Annotated in this window: 2 protein-coding genes; both read right to left on the bottom strand. The window is 49.5% G+C overall.

Annotation, left to right across the window (positions count from 1 at the left end):
* Window positions 1-207: 207 nt before the first annotated feature.
* Window positions 208-1,614: a C69 family dipeptidase gene (locus FD01_RS13855; RefSeq protein ID WP_056964868.1), complete on the bottom strand. Its 1,407-nt coding sequence runs from the start codon at window positions 1,612-1,614 to the stop codon at window positions 208-210.
* Window positions 1,615-1,651: 37 nt separating this feature from the next.
* Window positions 1,652-2,249, bottom strand: a 598-nt coding sequence (locus FD01_RS13860) for an OPT/YSL family transporter (protein ID WP_191981531.1), incomplete at its 5' end; no start/stop codon positions are given.

Here is a 2,249-nt window from a genome sequence, read left to right on the forward strand (position 1 = left end):
TTAGTCATACCAACTTGTCCAATTTTCCGCAGTGGCGCCAAGGCGCTGGAGCTCACGTATTTTCGGGCCGCAAGGCAATTGGTATTGCTAACTTGAAGATTCAAAACACGCTTACGATGCCGGACAGCATGAGAGAAATATTCCTTTCACACGTTAACACGTTTGCGGCATGAAAAAAAGCGGCGCTCAGCCGCTTTTTCATCAAGCTTACAGATTTGGATCCATTTTGAAGGTGAGCTTGGATAATTCAGTACCTTCAGTCATCAATTCAAACAAGAAATCACGTGTCGTGGTCAGATAGTGATCGACAATGCGTTGGTTTTGTTGTGTCAAGTAAGCCGTTTGCGCGGCACCTTCAAGGCCTAGCGCATGGGTTTGAATCGTCGCGATTTCACGGCGCGCCCATTCGCTTAAGTCTTTTTGATAAGCAAGGTCGGCTTCGATAAAGTCTTCGTAGTGACTTTCAACCACCATAGCTAATGCTTCAAACAACCAGTAAGCGGAATCCAAGGTCATTTTTTCAGGCACATCGGTGTAGGCTTTGGCGATCGCGTCAGTGTTAGCAAACATTGGCACATGGGGGCAGAACGTTGGAATCCCGAAGCCGACCCATTGTACGGCTAAGTCGCCCATTTGCAAAATATGAGAGTTGGCCGTGCGTGACAGAGAAATCGCGCGGTAAGTCAACTTGTCGTGAGCTGAGCCATTGCCCATTGGATCATATTGGGTTTCATCGAAGTGAGACTTCAACACGTATTGCACATCTTCGATCGACAATTTGCGACTTGGTTTGCGGATAAAAGGCAATTCCGCCGATTCAGGGTCTTGGCTTTGATCTTCTGGGTTGAAGTACTTTTGCGCAAACCAAACGCGTGGGGTGTTGTAGTGATGATCCTTCTTAGTATCTGTGCCAAAAATGTGGCGGAAGTTGAAACCTTCTGGATCAGGATTCAAGTGGTGGCTTTCCACGAATGCTTGAATGCCAGCAGCCCATTGATAATTGTCCGGGTCGTTGAAGTCGATTTGTTGAATCGCCACTTGGTTGGCAGCCACCGCATAACAGTCGTCGGGAATCTTTACTGCGACCCATTGATGGCCAGTAACGATTTCCATGTACCACACTTCGTTGGCATCGATGAACTGCACGCCGTTACCTTCAGCGGAACCGTACTTAGCCACCAGTTCGCCTAAGTATTGCACCCCGTGGCGCGCGGAATCGATGAATGGCAGCACTAAAGTCGTCAAAGCATCTTCAGCTAACCCATTTTGCACGAAAGGATCATAAGCTAAAACGCGTTCGTTGGCATAAACGGATTCTGTGGCGGATTCGCCGACATTTTTGCTGTTGAAGCCATCTTCTTCGTTAGGGCCTGCAGACTGATCGACGTCTGGCGTGGCGGTGTAGCGCATGCCACTGGCAGGCAGCGGTACGGTCAATTGGTTATAAGCTGAGACAAAAGTTTCTTTGCGGCCAGTGACGGCTGGTTGGACAATGACAGCTTTAGGATGGATCGCTTTGAGGCGGTCTTCGTTGCGTGAAATATAAGTCGTGCCTTCTAATGAAGCCTTTTTCCCGACCATAATTGAGGTACATGCAGAACGTTTGATAGACATGTTGCTTCCTCCTTATTCAAAAACCCAACCAATTATACTATTTCACCGCGCGCTTGCGCAAAAGCGGTACCGCCATCGCCAAACCCATTAACACCAACAATCCGAACGCTTTGCCGTTACCAGATGGTTGGCCTGGTGTGAGGATGCCAGACACCTGCAAGCCGATGCCGATCAACCCGATCAATGAGCCACCTGCAATCAAGCCACTGGCTAACGACACCCCAGAATCCACCCGCTGTTTCTTCACGGCTTCATCTTTGGACAGTTTCTCCACTAACAAGCGCAACAGTGCCCCGACTAAAATGACGCTAGTGGTCGCCATCGGCAAGTAAAAGCCGAGTGCCACCGTCATGATCGGCAGCTTTAACAACCAACACACGATCCCCAGCATGGCGCCGACAATGACCATGATCCAAGGCAAATGCCCAGACATAATGCCAGCCGTTAACGTTGCGATCAAGTTGGCTTGTGGCAACCCAAATGGCGGATTGGCGCCAGTCACCGCCAGTTGTGGTGCCAGTAAGCTCATCGTCCCGATCACCACCACGACCCCAACTAATGCTGCGATCACAAAGTATTTCCCCAGTTTACAATTCAAGTGCAACACCTTAGCGACTAGACCAAAAAGGCCATGA

The sequence above is a fragment of the Lacticaseibacillus manihotivorans DSM 13343 = JCM 12514 genome, assembly GCF_001435035.1.
Lineage (GTDB): Bacteria > Bacillota > Bacilli > Lactobacillales > Lactobacillaceae > Lacticaseibacillus > Lacticaseibacillus manihotivorans.